The following is a 25,933-nucleotide window of genomic DNA, read 5'->3' as shown; positions in this document are numbered from 1 at the left end:
ATCACTACAGCCTGATCAACTGATGGGGCTGTTCTGACCGTTCTCCGTATTTTCAGCATGATCCACTCAAGTGTGATACTGGAAGGAGGATCTTTCTGCGCTTAGCCGATCTGCTCAATTTCTGATTTTCTTTTAAAGAACTTCGCCCGATACGCATTACTACACTGCGTTTATTCGAGGCGAGGTTCTAATGCATCAAGATAAAAAAGTCGGTTTAGCTTTAGCGTTACTGGTAATTGGTTTCGTTGGCGCATTTTGTCTACGCCAGGAAAAGAATACCACCGTTGAGATTCCAGAACTCAATGACCCCCACTATCTGGATGAACAGATCGCTGATAAAGATCGAACGCCCTATCTGGGTTCCTCGACTAAAGACCCGCTGGATACTCAGCTCGGAAGTGAGCAGACTCTGACCGGAATTTCGGACTCACCTCGGGGCACGAAAGAAACCGGAGTTGCTGTTCCAACTATTTCTCATACAAAACCAGGCGGACAAGCTAAGTCCGGCAACGCCGAACGCTGGGGAGAAATGCCTGATTTTCTGAAAGAGATCGAACTTCCGGAAGAAGAAGTTACGATTGAAAATCAGTTTACCAGTTCGGATCTTGCAGATGATCAATTTGAGCCCAACCAGAATCAAACATTCACACAACCGCAGGCTCCTGATTCAACGCAAGGTTCAGATCCTCTCAAGAACGAAACACGTAAACCCGCGCATAATAATGCCTGGGAGGTGAATCCGGCTCAGCGGAGTCCAGAGCCAATAAACAGTGGCGAGAGACGTCCGCTGCAGTATCGCGTTCATACAGTGCGATCAGGCGAAACTCTGTCTGAAATTTCAATTCGTTACTTGGGGACGAGCCGCAAATATCGGGAAATATTCAATATCAATCGCGATCAGCTTCGTAGTCCGAATGACATTCGAGAGGGTATGAAATTACGGATTCCTGTCTATCCGACTTCTGAAATGAAACCACAGTCAGCAGGTCGGCAAACTAATACTGGAACTCCTGCTGTTTCAGGCAAACGAACAATGGGGCAGATGGTTTCTCAGCCTAAGCTCAAATCAGAGAATGGCTCGGTTCAGTTTGAAGGGCTGATCGAGTCACTGTCTCAGTCAACAGAAAAAGGAGTTCCTGATGCGCAGGATGTTGGGCAAGCCGTTAAGCAGCTCGAAAATTCATTGAGTTCTCAACAGCTGGAAGACTCAACTGGAATGAATTCAATTCCTGACAGTTACCGTAAGTTCATTCCTGTCCCCCGCTCGCCTCTGACACCAGGGACCACAGATAAGGGAACACGTATTGGGCATTCACTCTCTCAGATCCAACCTGAAAATGTGGATGAAATTGTAGAAGATCTGTTTGAACGTCTACCTGATGAGTCTAAAAGCAGCACTCACGGCGAACAAGCGAAGACCTATGTAATTCAGAAGGGAGATACACTGGAGTCAATCGCTCTGCGGATTTATGGTAAACGTTCCGCTGCGTTTCAGATCTACCAGAAAAACCGTGATCTACTGAAGAATGCAAATTACATCATGCCGGGAATGAAGCTCCAGCTTCCGTAACTGGAGAATCACTTCGCCGCACTTAAGGGCAATGACAGACCATCGAATGCCAGTTCGACATGCTCAGGCAGACTGGCGTTCGTTTCTTCATGCTCAAGCGAGTGAGAGATATGCGTGAAGTAAGCACGCCTGGGTTTTACCTTCTCAACGACTTCCAGCCCCTGTTCCAGATTAAAGTGTGTGGGGTGTGGTTTGATTCTTAAGGCATCGATAATCAGGTACTCCAGACCTTCCAGGTGCTGCCAGCTCTCCTCCGGGATCTGACTAACATCGGTGCAGAAAGCGATGTCATTAATCCTGTATCCCAGGATTGGCAGTGTGCCATGCATCAGTCGGATAGGTTGAATTCTCAAGCCCAGGAGGTCAAAAGGTTCCAAGGTGACACGTTGGAAATCCAGCCTTGGCCTCGACATGTGGTGAAGATTGTGGGTAGGTTCTTCAAAAGCATAGTTGAAAGAACGGCGAATCTGTTGTTCCACGATTTCTTCACAGTGGAGCGTAACCGATTTTTCCAGTCGATAACCGCTGATTCTGACATCATCCAGACCGAATAGATGGTCGGCATGGCCATGAGTATAGAGTACCGCGTGAACCCAGGGGATATTTTCCCGTAGCATTTGCAGTCTTAGCTCAGGTGGTGTGTCTATTAAAAAGCCACCTTCAGGAGCGCCTATATATACGGAAGTGCGTCCTCTCTGGTTCTTCGGATTGGGGGATGTGCAGACTTCACAGTCACAGCCAACGATGGGAATTCCCACGCTGGTTCCAGTTCCCATTGTGATGAATTCACCCGGTCTCTCGGAGAAGATATTTAATTCCTGTTGCATTACTCTTTCATCACTTTAGAAATCCAGAATCAGCCTACACCGCAATATTCGCTGACTCCATCCGCAGTGACAACCAGTAACTGATCCGTAAGCGGGTGGTCCATTTTCAAATAATCACAGGCAATATTGTGCTGAATTTTTTCAATTATCTGTGACTCACTTAAGCTGAGCGCCAGCAGAAAGTCACGGTTGGGGACTCCGGCCAGAAATTCGCTTCCCAGAAACCGGCGTGCCTGCTGATAAAAGCCCCGACTCAGTACCTGAGATGCATTATAAGCATCAGGTTTACTTTGAATGATCATGTCTGGCCCGTCTTCCCGGGACATGCAGATTAACTCGATCTGGTGATACTCAAAATATCGGTCCAGGTTTGTCAGGGCCAACTCATGAATTTCTTCACAGTTGATTCCCCACTTTTCCAGCAGCTTCTCATGAATATACCAGTACGCGTTCGATTCGTCGACCACATACAGGATGGCCAGATTCGCAATCCAGTTCTCCCCGACAAAATTGGGAAAATGGTTCTGCCAAGAGTCTCGGGATAACAGGATCGGCATGATTCGATCCCGCACCTGTTCAAATTCCGGTTCCGTTTGATCGGTTCCCCATTCATTGATCTGCAGAATCGTGGCGAGGGCTGTCGTGATATTTTTCTCGAATTCAGATCGGGAATTCAGATAGGCTCGATAAAAATTGCTCAGATTCAACTCTGCTTCACCAAATTTGAGCCGGAACCCCGGTAATAAATGTGAAGAAATCAGTGGGAACTTCGCTTCTGCCAGAGTCAGGACTTCCCGTGCGAATAGTTCTGGAGGTTGTGCAGGATCGAGAGTAATCTGAATCGAGTGTAAGATTTGCTGTACGATGTTAAAATGTTCGTCTTTAATTCGCGGATCATAAAAATAGGTGACGACCATCTGGATTGATCGCTCACGTATCAACCACAGGTTCCAGAACTGCCAGTTCTGGGGGAAACCGGGGATCCACGACACCAGGTTTTGCCACCAGCTCTGTTTCTTTTGAATGATGGCTTCACCAGAATAGGCACTCGATTCATGTTCGATTGCTAACGGGGTGCGCTGCTGGATATTACGATGCCTGACAAACAGTTGATCGAAATCCATTTCCATACCAGCAACTGTAGAGGTCTGCGGCAGGACTGATTTCCAGTGACAGCTGATAGTAAGAGTGGACTCACCTTCCGGGGGGCTGAGTTGCAGAATCCCATCTTTCTCATCTTTGACCCAGTCACCGGGATAGGATAGTGAATACCAACACGCAGGTCCCGTGTAACGCGACCATTCTTGAAGTTCTAAGTCAGACAAGAAATCACCATCAGCACAAGAAATGATTCTGACTGGACCAGTCGAGGGATTATGCAATCATCAATCCTCAGCAAGTCCCTGATTCTTTTATTTAACCTTCATAGTAGACGATTACCCGGAATAACTCTATCTGAATCTTTGGCAGCACATTTGATAACCATCTGCTGTGTATCTAAGCAGCAAAATGCCTTCGAGGAGGGCAGATTTGGAGTTTGGAGGGTGGTTGTAAAAAAAGAAATAATATTTTTATATTGTAAGTCGCTTTGAGATATGGACTTATGGAAATGCGTTTGAGATGGGATTGTCGCTGGTACGATGTTTGCTTTATTCTCAGCTACAGAGTGAGGAAACGAGCAACTTCCTCACTCTGACTTGAACTTCACCAAAGGATACGCTGCTGGGGAGTATAGCCGAACTTTCCCTCGTCGGGACTGTTTGGGCGAGCGCCTATACACTCAGCGGCGTCCTTTTTTATCAGCACGCAAAATGTGCTGATAAGTTCAACATCATAGAATGGTGGAACCGCAATTTCCACCCTTTTCTTTGCAGAATTTCTCTATCTGCACGGGTACTAGAAGATGTTCAGTACCATCTGGCATCCCCAAAACACGTATTCTACTTTGTGTCCGATTTTATTTTCTTCTGCGGTGCTGCTACCGGTTTCATAATCAGCAATGCCAGCGGGGGCAAATTCAACGTGATACTGTCGTTCTTACCATGACTGCTGATTTTCTCGCTGTAGACCCCACCTGCATTTCCGATATTGGAACCACCGTAAATCTTGGCGTCACTATTAATGATTTCATGGTAGTAACCCGCTTTGGGGACCCCAATTCGATAGCCTTCCCTTGGCACAGGTGTGAAGTTTGCAATCACAATGACGTGCTCCTCATCATCTGTCGAATTTCGCTGGAATGCAAATACGCTGTTTTTCGAGTCATCACACTGGAGCCAGGAGAATCCTTCCTGAGAAAAATCAGTCTCATATAGAGATTTTTCGGTGCGGTATAAGTAGTTCAGGTCACCGATCAGGCGACGAATCCCATCATGTTTTTCGTGACCGATCAGTTTCCAGTCAAGTTCGTTATCATGATTCCATTCGGTCCACTGTGCCAGTTCTCCCCCCATAAAGAGCAGTTTTTTGCCTGGCATTGTGTATTGATATCCGTACAACAGTCTTAGATTTGCGAATTGTTGCCACAGATCGCCAGGCATCTGGGATAGCAGAGAACGTTTACCGTGTACGACTTCATCGTGCGATAAAGGCAGTACAAAGTTTTCTGTAAAAGCATAGATCATGCGAAAAGAAAGTTCGCCCTGGTGATGTGATCGATAAATCGGATCGAAATGCATGTAACGCAAGGTGTCGTTCATCCAGCCCATATCCCATTTCATGCTGAAGCCTAGTCCTCCGTTATAAACCGGGTGTGATACACCTCCCCAGGAGGTAGATTCTTCGGCAATCGTGAGAATTCCCGGATAGGCTCCGTGCAGGCTGATGTTTGCGTCCTTCAGGAACTGAATTGCTTCCAGATTTTCACGGCCTCCGCTGGGGTTGGGAACCCACTCCCCTTCCTCTCGTGAATAGTCCAGATACAGCATTGAGGCAACGGCATCTACGCGGAGGCCGTCAAAGTGATACTTATCAATCCAGAAATGGGCACTCGACAGCAGGAAATCGCGAACTTCGTTCCGCCCGTAATTAAAAATGTAGGTTCCCCAGTCGGGGTGGAACCCTTTGCGAGGGTCTGCGTGTTCGTATAGGCAGGTGCCGTCGAAACGGCCGAGGGAGTGACCATCTGTGGGAAAATGGCCGGGAACCCAGTCGAAAAGTACGCCGACGCCCGCCTGATGGCAGTAATCTACGAAATACATCAGATCATGCGGGGTGCCGAACCGGCTGGTTGGTGCGAAATAACCGGTCGTCTGGTAGCCCCAGGATCCATCGAACGGGTGCTCTGTGACAGGCATCAGCTGAATGTGGGTGTAGCCCATCTGATGCACATAATCGACCAGTTCCTTGGCCAGTTCCCGATAAGAAAAGAACTGTCGCCCGTCTTTGGGGCGTTTCCAGGAACCCAAATGGACTTCATAAATTGAAACAGGTTCATTATGCCAGTTGGTCTCCAGGCGTTTTCGTAACCACTGCTGGTCCTGCCAGGGGAAGTTTTCAATATCATAAACGATCGAAGCGGTCTTCGGGCGCAGTTCGGAGTAAAAAGCGTAGGGATCGCTCTTTTCGAAGAACTCACCGTTCTGGCCTCGCAGACTGAATTTGTAAGCGTCTCCCTGGCCTACCTCCGGGAGAAACCCCGACCAGACTCCTGCATCACTGGAATGAAGGTGATTTTCTCCATGTTTCCAGTGGTTGCGATCACAGATCACACAGACTTCCTGTGCATTTGGTGCCCAGACAGCGAAGCGTGTGCCTTTAATTCCATTAACTTCGTCGGGGTGAGCTCCCATTGATTGGTACATGGTGCAATGCATTCCTGTCTTTAGTGCGTGAAGTTCGGCGGAGGTAAATAATGGTCGACGAGTCTGAATCTTATTGTGCAGGCTTTGGGGCCGCCACGGAACATTGGGGCGGTTTGGGTTTGTTTCAGGATGAAAAGATTGGCTCATTTTGATCTGTTTTAAGGGTCTGTATTCAGTATCTGATGGTACAGTCGGCCTCTGCGTCATCATAATCGGTAAGTCCAGTATAACAAGATTTCGGTTAGATTGTTACTGATCCTTGATGGGGTTTTACCGCGTTCTTTCTGCATCTCCGGGAACAATATTAGGCCATCTGTTAAATTGAACCAGTCATGAGGGTTTTGATGATTAGGCAATTCGCGGCGATCAAGGCAGATAATATATTCAAGCGGGCTGCAACATGTTCTAAATTTCAAAAACCGGCAAGCTTTACTCAAGTGGACCATCGGCAGGTGATCTATAATTACATGTCATCTTTTTGATAGATCCATCTGTCATTTGAGGCAGTCTGAATTCATGTCAGACCGACTTTGTCAAAGGTTTGCTTTTGTCTTTTCATCGCACTACTCTGCTGATCGCCGGGCCACTTGGCCTGATCGCCGGATTTTACCTCCTGGTATTTTCTGGTACAGAGGAGAACCGCGCACTGGCAAATGTCGTTCGCCTCAGCCCACCAGAATCCTGGCAAGCCCTTCCAGATAGACCTTCTGAATCAGTATCCTTGCAGCTTCAGACGGCTTGCGAGTTACAGGCGCAAGCAATTCAGAAACGCATTTCCCTACCGACCAATTGTCTAATCATCGCACCTTATGTTCTGATTGGTGATTATGAGGTCAGCACTCTTGATGCACTTTACCGCAAAGCGATCCAGCCGACAGAGTACGCACTGAATGTCTCATATTTTGACACGAAACCAGATCAACCTGTCACAATTGTCGCTCTTTCCAGCCAGGAACGGTATCAGCAGGTCGCTCGCGATCTGGATCAGCGGCAGACCGGATCTTATTATGGTTACTTCATGGCTGATGAGTTGCGGATTGTCCTGAACCTGACCACAGGTAGCGGAACTTTGGGACATGAATTGACCCACGCACTGGCCGAGGTCGATTATCCTGACATGCCGGAATGGTTTGACGAAGGTCTCGCTTCTCTACATGAGCAGTGTGAGTTTTCCGACCAGGGTAATCGACTTTTGGGGACGACTAACTGGAGGGTTCAGATCCTGTTATCTGCTCTAGAGCGAAATCAGCTTCCACCTCTCAATGATCTTGTGGTCCAGGCCAGAATTCGAACGGATCGGGAAGCTCTGACATATGCTTACGCTCGTTGTTTCTGTCTGTATCTGCAACAAAAGAATCTCCTCTCTCCATTCTATCGCAAACTCAGAACGAATCAGGCTTCTGACCCCACAGGCCGACTGACCTTGTGTCAGATCCTGAACGTGGATGATCTCTCTGCAGTTGATGCAGAATTTCGTGAGTGGCTGGGATCCTGTCGCCGAAATACAGGTTCTCTCTAAGAAACTGCAAATCGGTCATTCAATGTCTCTGTTGCGCGCTCTATAATAACTGCACAGCCACCCTCTTTTGTTTACGTTTACAGTGAAACTCGCTCTATGAATGCTCCCCGTTTACGCGTCTGTAGTTTTGAAAGTCGAAAACAGGACGCCATGCAGGCTCTGATCAAACGCAATCAGGGGATTCCTACTCTGGTGCACTCCATGGATGAAATCCCATTGGAAGACAATGCGCAGGTTAAAGCGTTTTGCGAACGGTTGTTTCGTGGTGAAATCGATGTGATTGTCTTTCTGACCGGAGTCGGAGCTACAGCTCTGCTTCAGGCTGCAGAGGCATATTATCCCCGGGAAAAGGTTCTCGACACTTTGCGAAAAACAATTGTGACGGTGCGCGGGCCTAAGCCAACTGTTGTACTTCGCAACTGGGAAGTTCCCATTCATTATTCCGCCCCGGAACCCAATACCTGGCACGAAATTATTTCGATCTGGGATGAAAAAGAATTCTCCGTGACCGGTAAGCACATTGTCGTTCAGGAATACGGAAAGCCGGTTCAGGAATTTTATGACGAACTCCGAAACCGGGGAGCCCAGGTGATGCCGGTGACCGTCTATCGCTGGGCGCTTCCTGAAGATACTTCCGGGCTACGAAATGCAGTTCATGCGACGATCAGAGGAGATTTTGACATCCTGATGTTCACGAGTGCACAGCAGGTGTCTCATGTTCTGCAGATTGCTGAAGAGGAACAAGTCCGCGATAAATGGCTCATTGCAGCAGCCAGAGCCATGATCGCTTCAGTCGGTCCCGCCTGCTCTGAGGCCCTGAATCAGGAGGGGCTCCCTATCGACTACGAATCGAGCCCACCTAAAATGGGGCCGCTGGTTAAAGGGGCCTTAGAATCTGCTCCTGAAATCCTGGCCCGGAAAAAATGACTCATCCAGTCTCCTGACCTGATTCCGGAATCGATGCTGCCCTGAATTTCAGAAGACCGACCTACCTGATAGAATATTCCCACCTGATAGATATACTCAATACGTTACGTACCGGAAAGAAATAGAATGAATTCGCCGCAGGCTGATACAGCCTATTGTCAAAACAGTCGGTTTATGAAGGCTGTCCGTCGCGAGCCCGTTGATACCACCCCCATCTGGATCATGCGACAGGCAGGGCGTTATCTGCCGGAATACATGGAAGTTCGCAATCGGGTCACCTTCATTGAACTCTGTAAAACTCCCGAACTCGCAGCTGAAGTCACTCTCACTGCACAGAGTGTACTGGGGGTGGATGCTGCCATCCTGTTCGCTGATTTACTGCCGATTCTCGAGCCGATGGGCTTGAATCTGGAATATGTCAAAGGCGAAGGCCCAGTCATTCACAATCCGATTCAGGAATCTTCCCAGGTTGATCGTCTGACAGATATCGCTGATATGAACTGCCTGGAATTTGTCTTTGATGCCGTCAAGCTGATCCGTGCCGACTTGCCGAAAAATATTCCTCTGCTCGGTTTTGCCGGCTGCCCCTTTACCCTGGCGAGCTATGCCATCGAAGGGGGAAGTTCAAAAAATTACCGACGTACCAAGCAGATTATGTATAACGATCCGGTTGCCTGGGATGCCCTGATGAACCGCTTCGTTGACAACCTCATCATCTATCTGCAACGTCAGATCACAGCCGGATGCCAAGCCGTACAGATCTTCGATAGCTGGGCTGGCTGTCTTTCCCCTGAAGATTATCAGCGGTACGTTCAGCCTTATACCGCGAAGCTGGTAGCCGGGGTACAGGATCATGCTCCTGTCATTAACTTCATGACAGGGAACCCCGCCCTGATCCCACTGCAGAAGCAGACCGGCGGTCAGGTCTTTGGGCTCGACTGGCGAATTAACCTCGCAGATGCCTGGGAAATCCTCGGTCCAGAGGTAGCCGTTCAGGGAAATCTGGATCCGATTGCTCTCTATGCCGATCTGCCGGTTCTCAAGCAGAAAGCAAAGTCCGTCCTCGATGCCGCCGGCGGTCGCAACGGCCATATCTTTAACCTCGGACATGGCGTGATGCCTGATATGAATCCAGACAAAGTCAAAACGCTTGTTGAAATGGTCCATGAACTCGGCTGCAGATAACTGTTTGGCCTGAAATAAGTTCTTTTTGTTGTCCTGTTGATATTGAACGACCTCATGACTGACTCCAATCCTTCAACAGCAGTAAAACGCATCGCCGTGATTGGTGGTGGAGTGTCCGGTCTATCTGCTGCACATCATATTCTGGAACTGTCTGATGAGCAGCAGCAGCCTGTGGAAGTGACCCTTTTCGAATCGCAACCAGAATCTGGTGGGTGGATCGGGACTATCGATCAGGGGGATTACCTGATCGATACCGGTGCCGACATGTTTATTACCAACAAACCGGCAGGCATCAATCTCTGTAAGCGTCTGGGATTGGTAGATCAGCTGATTTCCACTGATACCCGTTACCGTGGAGCACTCGTATTGAGTCGAGGGTTAACAGTGCCTGTCCCACTCGGGTTCGAACTGATGACCCCCTCGCGCATGCTCCCTATGCTGCGTACTCCGTTGCTGAGCTTGTGGGGGAAAATTCGCATGGGGCTGGAATACTTTCTGCCTCGTCGACACAGCTCAAACGGTCTCGACCAGGACGATGAAAGTCTTGCCCATTTCGTAACCCGCCGTTTTGGTAAAGAAGCTCTGACACGTCTCGTGCAGCCGCTGGTGGCCGGTATTTATACCTCCGATCCGGAGAAGCTAAGCTTGCGGGCGACACTCCCACGCTTCCTGGACATGGAACGGGATCATCGCAGCCTGATCAAAGCCGCCCGGCATCAGAAGAAAGCAGCCCGCTCCCAGTCCGATGCCACAGGTGCCCGTTATGGTCTGTTTGCTGCGTTCAAAGGAGGTATGCAAACGCTGACACGCACTCTGGCAGAGCGTGTCTCCGAGCGGGGAACAATCCTCTATGAACATTGTGTTACCCATGTTGTGCCTTCGGCGGGGGGGGATATGAGGTGACCATGGCCTCAAAGGGGACTGCTCAAACGCAGCATTTCGACGCCGTTTTAATCGCAGCGCCCACGCATCAGGCGGCGAGCATGATCACCGGTTTCGCTCCCGAACTTTCCAGCCTGCTTGCGCAGATTGAATATGCGTCTACTGCAATCCTCGTTAATATTTATAAGCTCTCGGATATCAAACATCCGCTCCGCGCTTTTGGTCTGGTGATTCCTGCTGCAGAGAAACGCAAAATATTCGCAGTGGCATTCGCCAGTCGTAAGTTTCTTGGTCGGGCGCCGGAAGATTGTATTCAGCTGCGTACTTTTATCGGCGGTGCCATGCAGTCAGAAATGCTGGAACACACCGACGAGGAACTGCAGGAAATTGTGCGCAGCGAACTCGACGATATCCTGGGACTGCAGGGCAAGCCTCTGTTCTCTAAGTTGCTCAGGCACAATCAATCCATGCCCCAGTATCATCTTGGGCATCTGGAACTGGTCGAGCAGATCGAACAACAGGCCTCACGCTATCCTGGGCTGGAACTGGCCGGTAACGCCTACCGTGGTGTTGGCATTCCTGATTCGATTCAGAGTGCAGAGGACGCCGCAGAGCGGCTCATGCTTACTCTCACTGCAGACGCATCAGCTCAAGCCCCTTAACGTCGATCAATTCATTGCCTGGCTTTTTGATGCCTGTGAGCTTGAGATCGCAGGTGCCTTTTTTCAGTTCCAATGTGCCTAGCTTGAGCTCCGCCCAGTCTTTTCGCTGATAGTTATCTGACTGCTCAACCCGATCCTGGTTTCCAACCTTGGGCGGGTCGTGAGGCTTGGAAATTGTCGCACTCAGACTCTGATCACCGGTTTCCACGGCAATCTGGCAACCCACATCAGTTTTGGCACAGGTGTATTTCAGAGTTGCTGTATAAGTTCCTGGCGTTATTACTTCCAGGTGCCAGACCGCATTTGCTCCAGTGTCGGTCCAGTCTTCGATCCAGCTGTTAGCGTAACCATTGTGTCCTTTGCCACTGTAGTTAATTCCCTGCCCGGCTTCCGGCTTCAGAAATGATTCATTTGCTGGCAGAGATGTTGTCGATGTTTTTGGATGTCCTACAGGAATAGGTATCGGCTCAAAGCCGAGTTCTGATACATCCTGAAACCACTTACTGTAAGCTGTCTTAAGACGATCCAGAGCCTTCGGGTTCTCTTTAGAGACGTCGATTTTCTCCCCTGGGTCAGCTTGCATGTCGTACAGGCTCCACTTGTTTCGCTCATATGCGGCTCGCCAGCGGTCGGTACGCACTGACCCGACGGGAAGCTCCGTTCCCGGAATCGAGTTGCGGAATAGACGATCGACAAACAGCATTCTGTCTGGCCACTTCGCTTCAGCAGACTTGGTCAACAGCGGCACAAGGCTTTTGCCATCCACGGGAACTCCAGATGTTGACTCCACGTCACAGAATTCCAGCAGCGTTGGCAGAATGTCAATGTGCGCGGCGATCGGCTTGACGACTGTCCCAGGCTCGATTTTTCCCGGGTACCGTACGAACAGCGGTACGCGAATACCTCCCTCGTGGATCGAGCCCTTGCGACCGCGCATATCACCATTGTACCGATTGCTGTTCGGACCGTTGTCTGTCAGAAACAGCACAATGGTGTTGTCAGCCAGCTTCAACTCATCCAGGATTTTGAGTAATCGGCCCAGATTCTCATCCACACAATCTACCATTGCGTAGGCACAACGTGCTTTGTCATCCAGACCTTTGTCGGCATACTTGTTCCAGTATTTCTCTGGAACGATCCAGGGCGAATGCGGTGCGTTATAGGGGACGTAACAGAAGAACGGCTGTTCCTGGTTTTGTTTGATGAAATCGATCGCCTTGTCAGTCAGCACATCTGTGATGTAGCCCTGTGTTTTAACCGGCTGTCGATTATGTTCCAGGTTCGTGTCGAAATAACTGTTCCAGTGACCTCCACAGAAACCGAAGAACTCGTCAAATCCCTGGCCATTGGGATGCATCGGATAATGTCGCCCGTTATGCCATTTCCCAAAGGCACCGGTTGCATATCCGTCTGATTTCAGAATCTCAGCAATCGTGACCTCTTCCCCGCGCATGTTCTCGAAACCGCGGGTCACACCGTGCACGCCCGTCCGCAGACTATAGCGTCCAGTCAAGAGGGCGGCTCGAGTCGGGGCACAGACGGGCGAAACAAAGAACCGCTCAAATTGGGCTCCCTGTTGCGCCAGTAGATCCTGGTTTGGCGTCTCAATCAACGGATTATCATGCAGCTGGACGTCCCCCCATCCCTGGTCATCAGTCATAATCAACAGCACATTAGGTTTCGCCGCAAAGAGGAGAGTTCTGTTCGACAAAACGAAGGAACAGACTAGAAAACAGAATAGAGTTAATAAGTAAGCGCGTCTCATTATGAATTCAGTTTCTTTTAATAGATCGTGTTGATTTCAGTTGGCCAGAAGAGTCTGGAGGGTGAGGAGAATCAGTTTCAGTAAAACGTATCACATGTCGAACGTCAATCCCACCACCAGCGGGATTTCAGGTCACCTGCCCCCCGTTGGACTGACTGCTTTCGTTCAGTCAGTGAATCATCCCGTATCGTTACAAACTCGGTCTGACGCAGTACCGATCGAGCATTGATCGTCACACCACCTCCGACCAGGCAAATCATCAAACGCCCTGCCTTCTTATAATTCATCGCCGTTGGTACTTGTGTGGGAATATTTCCCTGGGGGACCAGATAATCGGATTCAGCAAGAAAGAACCGATGATTCCATCCCACCTGGTCGTCGAGTCGTTCTTTCCGGATTAATGCCGCTAGCACGGTGAGGTCAGTGATTGACTGGAGTTCGGCAAATGTGGGGTGCAGGTCTGCCAGTTTTGCGAAATGTTTTGTAAACTGCTGCGCATACCGGGTTGTTGAATTTCGGGTTTCTGAGGCTTCTGTTCGCTGGCCTGCCTGGCTAACGAACTCCTCCTGGGACATCATCTGTAATCGCTGTCCGGAGAACTGAAATGCATCCCGGTCTGCTGTGGTTGTGAATGCATCATAGAGGGGGGTGAACCACCATCGCTGAGTGCTGTTGCCTCCACCCCGCAGGGTCGCGAGATGACTTTTGATCTCACGAATTCCCGAGGGCTCCAGGCCAATCGAAATTCGTTTCAGCATGTAGTCTGCTTCAACCAGTACCCGGGCATAATGAGAACCCGCCGGCACTCCTGTCACGGTCACGTCCTGCATTCCCAGGATCTGAGCCATGGTGCGGAAACGGGTTACCGCGGTCGCCGTCGAAGAGGCATTGTTTGTTCTGCGAATGTATTCATGCATCCTCGCCAGGTTTTCCTGTTTCGCATCAAACGAACAACCAGTCACCAGGTCTTGTTCCTGCGATTGCAGTGCCACTACCAAATCGTCCAGCCGGATTGGTGGCCTCCCTGAATTCACACAGACCACCCGGTTCTGCGCATTCGATGCAAAGCCCTCTGCCGGGCCAGCGATCACCAGGTCATGGTTCTCCCGATCGACAAACAGATAATCAATTCGCCACAACCCTGCCAGATATTGCACCTCGGGGGCCAGTGGCTCATTTTTGTTTTTATATTCCTGGCAGACTTTCTCCAACTGCACCAGCGAAACCTTGCGGAACTCCGAATTTTGATTGATGTCTGCAGGCAGAGCCTGGGCCGCCAGGGCCTGTAACCGTTTCTGGTTTAGTTGCTTGCTGTTCAACGTGATCTGAAACGGCGCAGAAATGACACCATTCGCATCAATGGTGATCCCACCGGCATTCTGATTGTTGTTCTGGTTATTGGTGTTGTTACCGTTATTGTTGCCCCCGTTATTCGTCTGAGCCAGACTGACTGAAGTGAGGCTGATCATCAGACAGAGCATGGTTCCGAACCGGATATGTCTTCGTTTATTTCGGAGGTAAGAGAGGACTTTCATCAACCAGCGCTTTCCGCCCTGTCAGGGCTGTTCCAGATTGCGGCCCGCAAATTCCAGAGGATTTATATTATTCTATCAGTCCAGATACCCCGAAGTCAGACCTGTTTTGTGATTCTTGCCCGGTAGAACCGGATTCGTTTTTCGATCTTTAGTATAGATTTTGTTTCTGTTCTGGAGTAAATACTGACACTCTCACTCGGGGCTCAAAATCGTGGAAGGAATCGGTCCAGGTTGGCTTAAATCAATCTTTTTGTGTCTGTCATGGTAGAAAAAGTATGCGTTATTCATAGTGCCAAAGAATTTGCTTGAGAAGTAACAGCACGGCACTTTAAAATGTCCATCGATTTTCTTGAATCGTTTCCCTCTCTTAGAACTATTGAAAACGGGTGACTCAATGCTACAAATGCGTTTCACAAATCTCGCTCTCTGCGTCCTCGCCATCTGTGTCTTTGGGGTTAGCTCGTATCCAGTCTGGGCAGCCGATGAAAAACCGCAGCCGGACGAACGCCTGCAGAAGTTGTTGAAACGCTTTCCGGCGGCTGATAAAAACAAAGATGGTATTCTCACCCGAGACGAAGCGCGGGCTTACCGCCAGCAAATGCAGAAACGTCAGGGGAGACCAGTCAATTCTGTTAAACCGACCCACGCCGATGTGAAATACGGTGTCCATGCACGGAACGTACTCGACTTCTACCAGGCCAAATCCGATCAGCCGACCCCCCTGGTCGTCTACATTCACGGCGGCGGATTTGTGGGAGGCAGTAAACGGGTGAATCCCGGCTTTCTACAGCAGTGTCTGGACGCCGGCATCAGCGTCGCTGCGATTCACTACCGCTTTATTGACGGTAAAAAAGTCCTGCTCCCAGAGCCCCAGCGCGACGGAGCCCGGGCCGTGCAGTTTCTCCGTAGTAAAGCCAAGGAGTGGAATATTGACCCGAAGCGGGTGGCCTGCTTTGGGGGCTCCGCCGGCGCCGGGATTTCAATGTGGATCGCCTTTCACGACGACCTGGCCAAGCCGGACAGCGACGACCCCATTGAACGCGAATCGACCCGCATTCAGGCGGTGGGCACCTTTGGCGGACAGAGCACATACGATCCGATTAAAATCAAATCTCTGGTAGGTGGCCGGGCCTGGGAGCATCCTTCGATTTTCAAAGCTTATGGCGTTGACACAGCAGAAGAGGCCCTGCATCCCACTCCGGAACAGCAGAAACGCTACGACGAATCGTCGGCGATCATGCATCTGACGAAAGACGATCCACCACTCTACATGGTCTACAGCGAAGCAGACGGCCCCCTGCCCGCAAACGCTCGCCCCGGCCAGGGTATCCATCATCCCAACTTCGGGCGTGATCTGGTGAAAAAGATGAACGAACTCGAAATCGAAAACGTCTTTATCTACACACCGGAAGCCAAAGGCCGCAATCCTAAACGCGAAATGCTGGAGTTCTTTCAGAGGCAGTTCGCGAAGGTGAAATAAACTCAAAACAGCCCGACGCGCTCAAACACCCGATAGGGGCCGTAGGGAGACTGAGGGGGCTGGTTGTTCCACCAGGACCAGTGGCAGACAGATTTTTCGTCCAGGTCAAACACGACTGTCACGCTGACTTCTTCACCCTTCCAGGTTCGCAGTTTATAGTCCTGGGGCGGACCATAACCAGCTGACTTTGGATTCGATTCATCCAGCATCAAAGTGGAATTAACAATCACTCCCCTGGATTCTTTTGTGAGGTCGGGGGGCGTCCCGATGATGGCATCAGTGTCCTCCACACTGGTGCCCAGTCGAATTTGTGCCATTTTGATCTCAAGCGGAGTTGGCTCATGCTGTGCACTGTGCTTGTTGTAGACCAGCATTATCATCAGCAGTAGAAAAACGACGGACGGGCAGAACAGGATCAGTAACTTTTTAAAGGACGAATGCATTGGGTAGAACCTCGCGAAACATTCCAAAGGACTCTCACGGTTCATTCTGACTGATCTCATTCGAGGGTGCAAACACTTTTTCAATCTGCCGTCTCTCAGCCTGATCTCTTCACCAACAGAAACGTTCGTGTTTTTCATCCCTTTCGTGGTAGAAGAAAATGTTCGCGGTCATCAACCGAAGACAGTTTTCATCGCGGACGACAGATCCCGAAAGGCCTGTTCACCGTCTCCGGCGAAACTGGATCCGTGCATAATTGCCAGCGTTTTGGGTTTCAGGTCCGCCAGACGGTTGAGAATTCGGTCCGTCTGTTTCGTGTAAGGGATGTAGTCGGCCAGTGGACCCGCCTGCATCTGCTGCATCGCCGTCAGCACCTGTTCTGATAGATCGCTTTCAGTGAGCGCGTCCACATTCCCTCCCTGGTGGAACAGGTCCGAACAGAATAGCGTCCCCTGCGTCTCTTCATAGAGCAGACCCGCGTCCCAGCCGTGCGGCAGCTGTGCGGTCGAGCAGAAGCGGTACTGATATTTGCCCGTGTTAAGTTGCTCGCCGTCGACCATCCCTTTGGGCGGCCGGATCGCGAAGTCATTGATATTCACCATTGCCGAAACCAGACTGCAGACCGGCTCCGCCTCAGGCGCCACGTCCAGCCACTGGTTGAGCGCCCCGCATTCATCCGACTCGAAATGACTGAAGGCGATATACCGTAGTTTTGCCGGATCCATTACCTGCGCAACCGCTTTCTGTACCAGCGGAAAGCTGGACTTGTACCCGGTCGTAAACAGCAGCGGCGCGTCATCCTGTACCAGGAAATAATTAAACTGCAAATCCAGGGCCGGCGCATAACAGCCAATCCGAAACACATCCGCGGCAATTTCATTAACGGTGGGGGTATCGAAGTCGAACATGGCAGCTTCCTGAAGAATGAGCACTCTGAGAATGAAGATCAAAACGTTCAGATCATACTTCAACTGCGAAAACAGTCAACTTGGGTTTCGGATTCTCAGGAAGACCGTGGTTCAATTCTGCTCCGTGCTTTTAATAAAAATGCCCCGCGCGTCTCCCCTGACGTCGGCGATTTTTGTTCTTCCGCCTGCTGAACCTTTGCAGCCAGTTGGTGGGGATTCAGCGTCCCCTGCTCCAGCTGTCTCAGCCCGCGTTCCCACACGGCGCGGACCGCTTTGGTCAGCGGTTCGTTCAGACGGGCGTTAAAGTCGTTGAAGAAGCCTTTCGTGGCGAAATACTGGGCGGCGGGGATCGCGGGATCTGAGTCGTTCACTTTCAGGTCGTTGAAGAAACTGACCAGCTGCCGGCGGCGGACCAGCGTTTTCAGTAGCAGGTCGGGATTGAGATCCGCTGGCGTGGTTCCCTGCTGCTTTGCCAGGGCGGCGGCGTAACCAGCGGCTTCGCCTGTGGAGAGAAAGACCGGTTCCAGGCGGATGGCGCCCCAGGCGATGTGGGTCGCGGAGAGGCAGACCGGCACCAGCAGATTGTCGACCCCCTGCGGCAGCAGTGCGCGATACGGAATTTGAGATGGGCGGGACTCTTCGGTCAGTATCAGTTTGCCGTCATATTTGAAGCCGGGGCGGCTATCTGTCGTGCAGGAGTGCGAGTCCATGTACCAGTCGGTCACCGCGATACTGTCCTGGTGGATCGGTGTGCGATGGTAGCCATCCGCCAGCATCCCGTCATTTTCGTTGAAGACGTGCCGGCCCACGATCCGCCGTGCTTCGCGGACGTACATTTCGTAAGGAACGTGATCATAGTCGGCGTATTCGTCTTTCGGCAGCCCCCATTTGAGGTACTCCTGTCGTTTGGCGGCAGGGATCGATTCATCGTGCTGCAGGAACCACATCAGTCCCAGGCCGAAGTCGAGGTGTTGCTGGATGATCTTCTCGCGGGTCGGCCAGTCGGCTTCTGGATAGGCGTGGTTCTGCCCAGGCATGATCGGGCTGTTGACGTGTGATTTGTGGTTTGACCCCTGGCTCGCCGGGATGTACCGACGGTGAAAGTCCAGGTAGTCTGCACGATCATAACTCGCTGGTTTTGGGATCGGCAGCCGGTTAGCGGGATCTGAAGTCACACAGAACCGGTAGTTATAGGCCTGCACTGCGCCATCCGCTGAAAATGGGCTGGTGGGATCGATGCTCCCCTCACGGGCACCATAGACGCGGATGTTGAGCCTCTCTTTCACGACGCTCTCTGGCCGATGACCGTCAATGTTGACGAAGACTTTGCCCGCGTGTGGCTCGTCGTATTCATCGCGGGCTTCGCGGCCCACGCGGTAAGGGACGTCGGCCAGCGCGAACAGATCCCCTTCATAGGTGGCATCAACAAACGTGGTTCCCTTCACCTGAATCGTCTCGGGCGTGCCGTATCGGCAGAGGGTGACTGATTGAATGAGGGAGCCCTGGCGATCGACGTCCGTTGGGTAGTGGTGCAGGAGTAGAGTGATGTTTTTCTCCTGCGCAACCAGCCGGTTGTACTCCCGCTCGGCGACGTGTGGTTCGGCCCAGCCGATCGGATATTTCTCGTGAGTATAACGGATGGTCTGATGATCGCGCGAGTCGCGGCCGAAGGTGTCGATATAGTAGTTTTCGATGTTTTCCAACAGCTCGCTGAACAGCGGGGAACGCGGCCCGCCATACAGGGCGTCCCACTGCATCAGACCGTTGGTCATCATTCCGCCGATATGCCCGTTGTGCTGTACCAGCAGGACCGAACACCCTTCGCGGGCCGCCCGGACGGCTGTTGCCACACCGCCCCCGGTGCCGCCGACCACAACGATGTCATACGATTTCCCGGCGACTTCATCCGCGTCCGCAGACCGTGCCAGCTGAACCGGCTCGCTGGAGTGACGCGTCGATTCACCGGGTGTACGGGGCAGCGTTTTTTCCGCCAGTGGGGAGAAGGCGACCTGTGCTGCCTGGGCTGCGTTGGGCTGACGGAATTTCGGTTTGGCTTCCATCGTCAGCTGAGGGTATCCCGATTTTCGTTTCCCCGCCCGTTCTGCTTCAGCGAGTTTCACCAGCAGCAACTGCAGGCCATCGACGACGACAAAGCCATCGGCCCCCTGGTTGGAAACTGTGACGGAGGCAGGCTGCCCTGCTTCAAAGTGAAAGGTTCCCAGTGAGACTGGCACCTGTTTGACCAGCGCTGGTTGACGCTGATTGATAATGATGGTTTTCTTGCCGTCGGCACTTTGAATCGTCACCGGAACTTTACTGGAACGGTTCGGATGCCAGGTATAAATCAGCCGGACTTCATAGTCGCCTGACTGTTTGATCGCGGGAGTGAACCGGGCCGACTTCTGGCCCCGGTCCTTGTTTCCATCGTGGGAATAGTTCCTGCCGATTGGTGAAGGCTGACCGTTGCTCTCCGCCCAACTACCTGTGTATTTGGCGTCGGAATTGTCGAGTACGATGCCAGGCAATGTTTCGGCGTTTACGATCACTCGTGCAGTCGACTTCCCGTTTTGCACAGGTGAGGGCCAGTCGAGCAGTTGCCCATCAGCCAGCAGCTGGGTGCGGAGACGCTGGTAATTGACATCCTGAATAGCGCACCCCACATCGATGGCCTGGCTGGCGGCGGTCGCGGCGGACTGGCTGAGAATCATCAGCACCGGTTCCATGCGGGTTGAGCCAAAAGCGACGTGGCTGGCGGAGATTGCGAAAGTGACCAGCAGGTTATCGCATTCTTCCACTTTGGGGACGATCGCGTCAAAACCGATCGGATAGGGACCGCGGGTGCTGTGGTGCCCCAGCAGTTTGCCTTCCCGCACCATCACTCCATTATGAACGATTCGGCGGATTTCATGGATGTCGATGCCGTACGAGGCCAGGCCGACTGATTTAGGGGCGACCACCTGGTGGCGACAGTAATGTTCGGTCATCACCAGGTCGGAGACCATCCGTCGCGATTCGCGAATATAGAGCTGGTGAGGCCAGCCACCATTGTCCTGGAATTCGTCTTTGCAGAGCCCGTAGCGACTAACCTGATCACGTACTTTCTGCGGAACGCGTTCGTCCGTCTTCAGAAAGTAGAAGAGGCCGCGGGCATAGTTTTCGTGTTCCTTGATAATCTGCTGACGCTCAGCGTGTGAGGCTTCACTGTACCCCTTGTTGCCTCCGACATAGTTCAAACCGAAATAGGCGGTGTTGAAATCAAACTTGCCGTTGGGGAGTGCATCGTGCTTGGTAAACCAGCGGAGGTCCATATCATCGCCTGCTTTCTCACAGGCAGCGATATAGCGGGCCACGATCTCGTAACGGGCCGGATCATAGTTGGCAGGAGACGCGATCGGGATCCGGTTCTCCGGTTGATCGGTGACACATAAACGGAAGCAGTAAGCCTGCACTCCAGGAGCAGCTTCACCGATTGTTCCCAGTTCTCCTTCCTCGATCAGGGGCAGCAGACCGCTTTCCGGTTTACCAGGGATCTTGTATGGATCGAGGGGGATGGCACGATCCCAGAGCCCCCGCCGATCTTTGCGGCGGCCGATTTTGTCATACTTACCAAAATGGACTTGAGGAATTTCATACAACTGTACGCCGTTCAATGTTTCGTCGTATTGTGAATTGGCTTCACGGGTCAGCGAATACGACACGCCGGCGGCGGCCAGTAGATCGCCTTCGTAGGTGCAGTCGATAAACATCTCTGCCGCGATGCGAGTCCCCTGCTCTGTGGTCAGTTCCACGATCCGTGGTCCCTGCTTTTGAACTTTCTGTAGTGGTTCTCCCCGGATGACCTTCACGCCGGCTTCTTTGATCATTTCTTCAAAGACCGCTTCAGCAATATGCGGTTCCAGTCGTGTTTCCAGTGGCTTGCCATATTTTTTACCGATCCGTTCGTAGAACTCGTGGGCCATGCCAGCCACTGTGGCTGACTTTCCCATGTCGGAGAAGCTGAGTCCACCGGAACTCATGCCGCCCAGGTGCTGGCCCGGTTCGATCAGGATGGCGGTCTTACCAAGACGGGCTGCTTTCACAGCTGCAACGACACCACCAGAGGTGCCGCCATAGACACAGATGTCGACTTTGTGGTCTGGTTCTGCAGCAGAGAGAGGAGACAGGATTACAAGGAGGCTGTAGAACAGCACAACAACTGGTATGAGGGAACGAGGCATGATCAACTTTCAATCGAGTTCGGTGAGCGTAACCGGTGAGGAGGGACGAATGAATCACAACAGACAGGCTCAATCCTCCAATATCCATTTCAATGGAAATCGAGCCACTGTCAAGCCGGTTGTGTCGTAACCGTTATTTTTCAGGCCGCCATCTTCGTAGAAGCAGACAATGGTACCGTCCGGAAGTGCTGCCAGATCGCTGTAGCCACTGATCCCCGATTCGAGCACTCTTTTGCCGATCCAGGACTGGCAGTCATTGAAGCTTACCTGCAGTGTCAGGTTTTTGCGGTCCCGGTTGGGGCCTCTGCGTTTGCTGGAACCTTCCAGGTTATCGGGGTTCGCAAACACGATGGCATTCTGAGGCTGAGACTTGCCCGCCGGGACGCGCAGGATGCTGCCCATGCAGACCGGTTCGAGCAGTTGTGGGTCAAAATGCTTTTCAGACCAGCCGGTCGCGCCGTTCTCACTGACGGCAATCAACCGACGGTGCGGCTTCGATTCGGTGCGGATATTCACGAGGACTTTGTCATTAAACAACTGGGCTGCAACCGTTTCGCTGGGATTGAGGATCGTCTCGGCTGCGATCTGATCCCCCTGGTTGACGATGATCTCGCCGCGGTGCCAGGTCTTGCCGTGATCGTCGCTAAAGATTATGGAGACGCAGGAAGGGCGATGTTTCTTCCCTCCGGTCGACAGCCAGACCGGCACCAGCAGCCGCCCATTCTGCAGTTGAATACCATGTCCGGGACCGGTGGCGATGACATTCCAGTCGTACTCTTTGCGGAACTCTTCAAAGACCGGGGTGATTTCTACGCGAGGGCTGAAGGTCTGTCCGTCGTCATTACTTTGGGTGTAATAACAGCGGGCATAGTTTTCACAATAGAGGAGATGCACCTGTCCGGTCTGGGCATCGTTGAAGGCAACGACATTGTTGACTGTTTCTTCTTTCGCATTGTGAATGACCTGTGGCTTTGCCCAGGTCTGTCCCCCATCGGTACTGCGGCGCATCAAAATATCGATATCGGCCCAGTCGCCAGCTGTCTTGCGGGCTTCGCAGTAAGCGAGCAGTGTGCCTTTGCTGGTGGCGATGATGCCAGGAATTCTGTAGTGGTGATATTCACCATCCCGGGCGGAAAACAGCGTTGTCTTTTGCAGGTCGCCTGCTCGAGTGGTCTGCAGCAGGCTTAAGATTATCAACAGGAACAGGGAACAGGTTTTCGCCGGGCGCAGGATAAAAGGGGGCATGGGCTGATTTCCAGTAAAAAGGTTTAATAATATTATTGTTGCGATATTATTATCTATGTCGTAATATTATAAAAGTGGATCTGGAAATCAAAGCAAAAACCGTCCTTTTTTGAGTGAATGTAGATTCTCAATGAAACCAGCGATTGTGGATCTGGCCGAGCGAATCCAGTCCGATATTAAACAGCGGAAGCTGCAGCCCGGGGATCCCTACTACACAACCAGTGAAACAGCACGTTCGTTTCAGGTCAGTGGAACGACTGCCAACCGGGCTCTGCAATTGCTCACCCAGCGACGGGTTCTGGTGCGTAAACAACGTGCCGGTACGTTCATTGCTGATCCAGAATCGAACCTGGCTGAGCGGCCCCTGCGACGCGTGCATCTGGTGGTACACCAGAAATACCTAGAACGGGAAGGCCTGCTGGCCGACGGTATTTTGATCGGCTTGCAGCGGGAACTCCCCGAGGCAGAACTTGAATTCAACTTCCTGCCGCATCGGGATGAAGAAGCGTATATGGAAGAGATTGTGAACCGGGCGCTCAAGTCGAGCGAGACTGAGGGCTTTGTTTTGCAGCGAGCACAGGTGGAGGTGCAGCGGATCCTGCAGGAGAGCGGACTAGCGACAGTGGTAAATGGGTTACTCCAACCATCGATTACTGGACTGGCTCATATTGACCGGGATCAGGGGGAGATTGGTCGGCTCTTGTTTCAACATCTGCTCGAGCAGAATTGCCAGCGGGTACTGATCGTATTTCGCGATCAAGTGACAGCCGGCGATCATTGTCTGCTGGATGCCGTACAGCGGGAAATGCACGGCGCAGGCTGGGGAATCGATCGGTTGACGGTTCGCTGTCTTCCGGCTGACGATCGGGCGATTCAGGTTTCTGCGCAAGACGTCCTGTCGCAGTCCTCAGTGAAGCTGGGAATTCTCTGTCGTTCTGAACCAGCGGCCCGGGCGATTGCGACTTACCTGTCGGAGCAGAAGCGGGTTCAAAAGAAACAGCCCGAGATTGTGGTCGCTGACCGTTTTGCCCGCAATACAACCCCCTGCCAGTTTCCGCACATTCAGGCACAACTGTCGCCGGAAGAATATGGACAGGAGATTGCCCGGATGTTGATTCGACAGGTTCTGGGAACTCAACCGGAGACATTGTTCCATGACGTGCCGGTCGAACTGGTCAGTCCCTGATCAGGGCTTCCCGTCGCGAAGCATCTCCCGTGCTGCATTGCGACCGCAGGCGCCCATCACACCGCCACCCGGGTGCGCGGCACTCCCGCACAGATACAGTCCTTTGATCGGAGTACGGTAATCACTCCAGCCGGCGACGGGGCGTAGATTATAAAGCTGATGCGCGGGCATTGCTCCCTGAAAGATATTGCCGCCGGTCAGGCTGAAAGTTCGTTCCAGATCGAGGGGAGAGAGAACCTGGCGATGCAGGACTGATGCAGGAACGTTGGGGGCGAATTCCGCTATCCGTTGCAGGCAGCGGTCGGCGAACTCTTCTTTGAGTTCGTCCCAATTTCCCTGCTTAAGCTGGTAGGGTGCGTATTGTACGAAAAGCGAGAGGATGTGCTGCCCTTCCGGTGCCAGGGTGTTGTCGACTGCAGTGGGGATCGTCATCTCGATAATCGGCTTTTGTGAGGGCATGCCATAATTGGCATCATCGTAGGCCCGTTCGATTTCCTCGCAACTGGCGCCGATGTGGATGGTTCCACGATGCTGTGGGCCTGGTTCATTATGACCTGGCAGACAAGTGAAATCGGGGAGTTCACTGACAGCCACGTTAATTTTCATGCTGGCGCTGCTATAGTCGATTCGGCTGACCGCATCAGAGAAGTTCTGAGGAAGCGTGCCGGCAGGGATCAGTTTTTCGAATGTCACATGTGCATCGGCATTGGAGGCCACGCTACGAGTTGCGATCGTCTCACCAGTTGAAAGGCGAACGCCGGTTGTCTGCTGTCCCTGGACCACGATTTCATCCACGGTGACACCGGTACGGATTTCGACGCCGGATGCCTGGGCAGAGGCGGCCATGGCCTGACTGAGTGCGCCCATTCCCCCCTCGACATAACCCCAGACACCACGTGCCCCACCGGCAGAACCCATGACGTGATGCAGTAAAACGTATGCGGTTCCGGGGGCGGAGGGGGGCTGAAAGGTGCCGATAATCGCGTCGGTTGCCAGTGTTGACTTCAGAACGTCTGATTCAAACCAGCGGTCCAATATCGGCAGAGCTGGTCCGGTGAGCAGTTCGATTGCTTCCGGGATTGTTTCTCCCAGTCGTTTCAGAGACTGATGCAGGTGGTAGGCTGTTTTCGTGTCGCGGAGTTTTTTCCCCAGGCCGATTGATCTCCAGGATGCGGGGAGAGGAAGCAGGTCGGGAGGAGTCTGAATCAGTGCAGGCTCCAGGCACTCGGCGATTCGTTCCAGCATCGCTTCATAGCGGGGGAACTGCTCTGCATCGCGCTGGCTGAACTGCGCGATCTGTTCCTGGTTTTGTTTCAGATCCGGTCCCAGCAGCAAAGAACGCCCATCAGTACAGGGGGTGAAGGAACTCGGATTGCGTGGCAGGACGCGATAACCATAACGAGCCAGTTCCATTTCCTGTTCAATTTCAGGCAGCAACAGGCTGACCAGGTACGACGCGGTAGAGACCTTAAAGCCGGGCCAGAGTTCTTCGGTCACACAGGCTCCGCCCACAAACTCGCGGCGTTCCAGTACCAGCACCTTCCAACCCTGTCGTGCGAGTTGATGTGCACAGACCAGTCCATTATGCCCTGCTCCAATAATGACACAATCGTACATTCCATTGCTCCCTTTGTGGAAAATTACGTATGGATTTACAGCCTGTATTATGCGGAGATTTACAGGTGTTGCCAGAGTAGGCGTTGTTTCCCGAGCCGCTATTATTGTATTGGATTGTGCCCTTTGCTAACTTGGGAGTGTATAAGTTTAATCCCGTCTGTGTG

General features: G+C 52.1%; 18 protein-coding genes. 8 read left to right on the top strand and 10 right to left on the bottom strand.

The window, feature by feature from the left end; translation table 11 throughout:
• The first annotated feature begins 190 nt into the window (after positions 1-190).
• Complete coding sequence (locus F1728_RS02675; RefSeq protein ID WP_155362786.1) at positions 191-1,570, top strand: LysM peptidoglycan-binding domain-containing protein; 1,380 nt, start codon at positions 191-193, stop codon at positions 1,568-1,570.
• An 8-nt stretch (positions 1,571-1,578) separates the two neighbouring features.
• Here F1728_RS02675 and F1728_RS02670 read toward each other — a convergent pair whose 3' ends face one another.
• The 3 genes from F1728_RS02670 to glgB form a co-directional block, all read right to left on the bottom strand.
• Positions 1,579-2,397, bottom strand: a complete 819-nt coding sequence (locus F1728_RS02670) for an MBL fold metallo-hydrolase (protein ID WP_155362785.1) — start codon at positions 2,395-2,397, stop codon at positions 1,579-1,581.
• Positions 2,398-2,426: 29 nt separating this feature from the next.
• The gene (locus F1728_RS02665) at positions 2,427-3,722 is read right to left on the bottom strand and encodes a DUF1444 family protein (RefSeq protein WP_155362784.1); all 1,296 of its coding nucleotides are present in this window, start codon (positions 3,720-3,722) and stop codon (positions 2,427-2,429) included.
• 615 nt (positions 3,723-4,337) lie between these two features.
• A complete protein-coding gene (glgB, locus tag F1728_RS02660) occupies positions 4,338-6,407 on the bottom strand; it encodes a 1,4-alpha-glucan branching protein GlgB (protein WP_390644284.1) in 2,070 nt (689 codons plus the stop codon).
• A gap of 514 nt (positions 6,408-6,921) precedes the next feature.
• Here glgB and F1728_RS02655 point away from each other — a divergent pair.
• The 5 genes from F1728_RS02655 (at position 6,922) to hemG (F1728_RS32055) (ending at position 11,375) form a co-directional block, all read left to right on the top strand.
• Entirely contained in the window at positions 6,922-7,719 is a 798-nt protein-coding gene (locus tag F1728_RS02655; protein ID WP_155362782.1) for a hypothetical protein, read from the top strand.
• Between the two features lie 96 nt (positions 7,720-7,815).
• Positions 7,816-8,646, top strand: a complete 831-nt coding sequence (locus tag F1728_RS02650; protein WP_155362781.1) for a uroporphyrinogen-III synthase — start codon at positions 7,816-7,818, stop codon at positions 8,644-8,646.
• Between the two features lie 126 nt (positions 8,647-8,772).
• Complete coding sequence (gene hemE / locus F1728_RS02645; RefSeq protein WP_155362780.1) at positions 8,773-9,831, top strand: uroporphyrinogen decarboxylase; 1,059 nt, start codon at positions 8,773-8,775, stop codon at positions 9,829-9,831.
• A gap of 54 nt (positions 9,832-9,885) precedes the next feature.
• A complete protein-coding gene (gene hemG / locus F1728_RS32060) occupies positions 9,886-10,734 on the top strand; it encodes a protoporphyrinogen oxidase (protein WP_261344503.1) in 849 nt (282 codons plus the stop codon).
• 2 nt (positions 10,735-10,736) lie between these two features.
• Positions 10,737-11,375, top strand: a complete 639-nt coding sequence (gene hemG, locus F1728_RS32055) for a protoporphyrinogen oxidase (RefSeq protein ID WP_261344575.1) — start codon at positions 10,737-10,739, stop codon at positions 11,373-11,375.
• On the opposite strand, the gene F1728_RS02635 is transcribed toward hemG (F1728_RS32055), so the two are convergent.
• Positions 11,344-13,140, bottom strand: coding sequence for an arylsulfatase (locus F1728_RS02635; RefSeq protein WP_155362779.1), 1,797 nt, complete (start codon positions 13,138-13,140; stop codon positions 11,344-11,346). The genes hemG (F1728_RS32055) and F1728_RS02635 overlap by 32 nt on opposite strands.
• A gap of 104 nt (positions 13,141-13,244) precedes the next feature.
• Positions 13,245-14,675, bottom strand: a complete 1,431-nt coding sequence (locus F1728_RS02630; protein WP_155362778.1) for a DUF1598 domain-containing protein — start codon at positions 14,673-14,675, stop codon at positions 13,245-13,247.
• A gap of 403 nt (positions 14,676-15,078) precedes the next feature.
• On the opposite strand from F1728_RS02630, the gene F1728_RS02625 reads away from it, so the two are divergent.
• Complete coding sequence (locus tag F1728_RS02625; RefSeq protein WP_194242653.1) at positions 15,079-16,155, top strand: alpha/beta hydrolase fold domain-containing protein; 1,077 nt, start codon at positions 15,079-15,081, stop codon at positions 16,153-16,155.
• Positions 16,156-16,157: 2 nt separating this feature from the next.
• On the opposite strand, the gene F1728_RS02620 is transcribed toward F1728_RS02625, so the two are convergent.
• The 4 genes from F1728_RS02620 to F1728_RS02605 all read right to left on the bottom strand — a co-directional run bounded on the left by F1728_RS02620 (position 16,158) and on the right by F1728_RS02605 (position 22,966).
• Complete coding sequence (locus F1728_RS02620) at positions 16,158-16,598, bottom strand: hypothetical protein (RefSeq protein ID WP_155362776.1); 441 nt, start codon at positions 16,596-16,598, stop codon at positions 16,158-16,160.
• 171 nt (positions 16,599-16,769) lie between these two features.
• Positions 16,770-17,504, bottom strand: coding sequence for an oxygen-binding di-iron domain-containing protein (locus F1728_RS02615; RefSeq protein WP_155362775.1), 735 nt, complete (start codon positions 17,502-17,504; stop codon positions 16,770-16,772).
• 95 nt (positions 17,505-17,599) lie between these two features.
• Positions 17,600-21,721 carry an FAD-dependent oxidoreductase gene (locus tag F1728_RS02610; RefSeq protein ID WP_155362774.1) on the bottom strand — a complete coding sequence of 1,374 codons (4,122 nt, stop codon included), beginning with the start codon at positions 21,719-21,721 and terminating at the stop codon, positions 17,600-17,602.
• Between the two features lie 69 nt (positions 21,722-21,790).
• Positions 21,791-22,966, bottom strand: coding sequence for a sialidase family protein (locus F1728_RS02605; RefSeq protein ID WP_155362773.1), 1,176 nt, complete (start codon positions 22,964-22,966; stop codon positions 21,791-21,793).
• A gap of 130 nt (positions 22,967-23,096) precedes the next feature.
• Here F1728_RS02605 and F1728_RS02600 point away from each other — a divergent pair, with 130 nt between their 5' ends.
• Positions 23,097-24,152 carry a GntR family transcriptional regulator gene (locus F1728_RS02600; protein WP_155362772.1) on the top strand — a complete coding sequence of 352 codons (1,056 nt, stop codon included), beginning with the start codon at positions 23,097-23,099 and terminating at the stop codon, positions 24,150-24,152.
• Here F1728_RS02600 and F1728_RS02595 read toward each other — a convergent pair whose 3' ends face one another.
• Positions 24,153-25,769, bottom strand: a complete 1,617-nt coding sequence (locus tag F1728_RS02595) for a phytoene desaturase family protein (RefSeq protein ID WP_155362771.1) — start codon at positions 25,767-25,769, stop codon at positions 24,153-24,155.
• Positions 25,770-25,933 lie beyond the last annotated feature (164 nt).

It is taken from the genome of Gimesia benthica (assembly GCF_009720525.1).
GTDB lineage: Bacteria > Planctomycetota > Planctomycetia > Planctomycetales > Planctomycetaceae > Gimesia > Gimesia benthica.
This window is presented reverse-complemented; position numbering and strand designations above follow the sequence as displayed.

What these genes read in the sequence shown, in the direction of transcription:
- F1728_RS02675 (WP_155362786.1), top strand. Translation starts at nt 191, where the DNA reads ATGCATCAAGATAAAAAAGTCGGTTTAGCTTTAGCGTTACTGGTAATT.
- F1728_RS02670 (WP_155362785.1), bottom strand. Translation starts at nt 2,397, where the DNA reads ATGCAACAGGAATTAAATATCTTCTCCGAGAGACCGGGTGAATTCATC.
- glgB (WP_390644284.1), bottom strand. Translation starts at nt 6,407, where the DNA reads ATGACGCAGAGGCCGACTGTACCATCAGATACTGAATACAGACCCTTA.
- F1728_RS02650 (WP_155362781.1), top strand. Translation starts at nt 7,816, where the DNA reads ATGAATGCTCCCCGTTTACGCGTCTGTAGTTTTGAAAGTCGAAAACAG.
- hemE (WP_155362780.1), top strand. Translation starts at nt 8,773, where the DNA reads ATGAATTCGCCGCAGGCTGATACAGCCTATTGTCAAAACAGTCGGTTT.
- hemG (WP_261344503.1), top strand. Translation starts at nt 9,886, where the DNA reads ATGACTGACTCCAATCCTTCAACAGCAGTAAAACGCATCGCCGTGATT.
- hemG (WP_261344575.1), top strand. Translation starts at nt 10,737, where the DNA reads ATGGCCTCAAAGGGGACTGCTCAAACGCAGCATTTCGACGCCGTTTTA.
- F1728_RS02635 (WP_155362779.1), bottom strand. Translation starts at nt 13,140, where the DNA reads ATGAGACGCGCTTACTTATTAACTCTATTCTGTTTTCTAGTCTGTTCC.
- F1728_RS02630 (WP_155362778.1), bottom strand. Translation starts at nt 14,675, where the DNA reads ATGAAAGTCCTCTCTTACCTCCGAAATAAACGAAGACATATCCGGTTC.
- F1728_RS02625 (WP_194242653.1), top strand. Translation starts at nt 15,079, where the DNA reads ATGCGTTTCACAAATCTCGCTCTCTGCGTCCTCGCCATCTGTGTCTTT.
- F1728_RS02620 (WP_155362776.1), bottom strand. Translation starts at nt 16,598, where the DNA reads ATGCATTCGTCCTTTAAAAAGTTACTGATCCTGTTCTGCCCGTCCGTC.
- F1728_RS02615 (WP_155362775.1), bottom strand. Translation starts at nt 17,504, where the DNA reads ATGTTCGACTTCGATACCCCCACCGTTAATGAAATTGCCGCGGATGTG.
- F1728_RS02610 (WP_155362774.1), bottom strand. Translation starts at nt 21,721, where the DNA reads ATGCCTCGTTCCCTCATACCAGTTGTTGTGCTGTTCTACAGCCTCCTT.
- F1728_RS02605 (WP_155362773.1), bottom strand. Translation starts at nt 22,966, where the DNA reads ATGCCCCCTTTTATCCTGCGCCCGGCGAAAACCTGTTCCCTGTTCCTG.
- F1728_RS02600 (WP_155362772.1), top strand. Translation starts at nt 23,097, where the DNA reads ATGAAACCAGCGATTGTGGATCTGGCCGAGCGAATCCAGTCCGATATT.
- F1728_RS02595 (WP_155362771.1), bottom strand. Translation starts at nt 25,769, where the DNA reads ATGTACGATTGTGTCATTATTGGAGCAGGGCATAATGGACTGGTCTGT.